Here is a 2,063-nt window from a genome sequence, read left to right as displayed (position 1 = left end):
ATAGCCATTGTACAGGCCAGAATGGGATCAACACGATTACCTGGAAAGGTTTTGCTGAACCTTGAAGGTAAGACCGTATTGGAGCATGTTGTCAGACGGATAGAAGCCAGCGAACATGTTGATGATGTTGTTGTGGCAACCACAATCAGTAAAGCTGATCTTCGGATTGTTGAGCTATGCGCACATCTTGGAATCAGTATTTATTGCGGCTCTGAAAGCGATGTTCTGGACCGTTATTATCAGGCAGCAAAACTATTTAAAGCTAACAATATCTTAAGGATTACCTCAGATTGTCCCGTCATAGATGCGAGAATAATTGATGAAGTAATAAGCTTGCATTTAAAGACGAATGCTGATTACACATCCAATACACTTAGAGAGACATATCCGGATGGGCAGGATATAGAGGTTTTTACCTTTGCATCATTAAAAACAGCATGGAATAACGCTAAACTTGCTTCAGAGAGGGAACATGTGACTCCCTATATCAGGAATAATCCAGAATTTTTTAAATATTCCAGTCTGGAGTCCAAAGAAGATCTGTCACAAAAAAGGTGGACACTGGACAATGCAGAAGATCTGGACTTTTTGAGATTGGTATACAAGTATCTTTATAATAAAAACCAGTTATTTGGTATGGCTGACATTCTTAGTTTGATAATCGAAAAACCAGAAATTGAGCAAATAAATCAGCATATCATTAGAAATGAAGGGTATCTGAAGTCTCTGAAGGAAGATAAAACATTAAATTTAGATAATATTGAGGAGTAAAATATGAGCGCGTCACAAGAGCTTTACAAAAAGGCGAAGGACCTGATACCAGGTGGAACTCAACTTTTATCAAAGAGACCCGAGATGTTCCTCCCGGAACTATGGCCTGCTTATTACGACAGGGCTAAAGGGTGTGAAGTATGGGATCTGGACGGGAACAGATATACTGATATGAGCACGATGGGTGTTGGCTCCTGTGTCCTTGGATACGCAGATGATGATATTAATAAAGCCGTCAAGTCAGCTGTTGATAAAGGAAATATGTGCACCCTGAATGCTCCTGAGGAAGTGGAACTTGCTGAGCTACTTATAGAACTTCATCCCTGGGCTGATATGGTGAGATATGCAAGAACAGGCGGGGAAGCCATGTCAGTGGCTGTGAGGATAGCGAGAGCAAAAGCTGGCAAAGATGTTGTGCTCTTCTGCGGCTATCACGGCTGGCATGACTGGTATCTCTCTTCGAATCTTGGGGATGAGAAGTCGCTTGACGGGCATCTGTTGCCTGGATTGAACCCAATAGGCGTACCCAGGAGTCTAAAAGGTTTAACATGCCCATTTAATTATAATGATACGCAGGGTTTCCTGAAACTCATCAATGAGCACAAAGACAGTATTGGCGTAGTGGTCATGGAATCCATCAGGAACAATTTCCCGGATAAAGAGTTCATTGAAACGATCAGACGTGTGACAAATGAAATGGGCATAATCCTGATAGTGGATGAAATAACCGCAGGTTTCAGATTGAATAATGGGGGTGCTCATCTGCTTTTTGGCCTTAAACCTGATATAGCTGTGTTTGCAAAGGGTATCAGCAATGGTTTCCCGATGGCGGCAATAATAGGCAAACGAGATGTCATGGAGGTCGCACAGGATACTTTTATAAGCAGCACCTACTGGACGGACAGAATCGGACCAACGGCAGCTATTGCAACTATAAATAAGATGAAGGATAACAACGTCACCGAGCATTTGATAAGGGCCGGAAGGAAAGTGAAAGACCTGTGGGCAACTGTGGCTTCAAAACATGGTATTGAGATTGAGATCTCAGGTATCGACCCATTGGAGCATTTTGATTTCAAATATAAGAATCCACTGGTTTTGAAAACGCTTTTCACACAAGTGATGCTTGAAAAAGGTTTTCTGGCATCGAATGGGTTTTATGCTTCGTATGCTCATAAAGATGAATTCATTGAAAAATATTCTGATGCCATGGATTCGACATTTACCTTTATCTCCAGAGTAATTAAGGACGGAAATCCTGAGAAATATTTGAAAGGTCCGGTATGCCATTC

General features: G+C 41.6%; 2 protein-coding genes. Both read left to right on the top strand.

Annotated elements, in window-relative coordinates; translation table 11 throughout:
• Positions 1-771, top strand: coding sequence for a glycosyltransferase family protein (locus IBX40_13105; protein ID MBE0525249.1), 771 nt, complete (start codon positions 1-3; stop codon positions 769-771).
• Positions 772-774: 3 nt separating this feature from the next.
• Positions 775-2,063, top strand: a 1,289-nt coding sequence (locus IBX40_13100) for an aminotransferase class III-fold pyridoxal phosphate-dependent enzyme (protein ID MBE0525248.1), incomplete at its 3' end; no start/stop codon positions are given.

The organism is Methanosarcinales archaeon (genome assembly GCA_014859725.1).
Lineage (GTDB): Archaea > Halobacteriota > Methanosarcinia > Methanosarcinales > Methanocomedenaceae > Kmv04.
The sequence above is the reverse complement of the archived record's forward strand: the minus strand, read 5'-3'. Positions and strand labels throughout refer to the sequence as shown.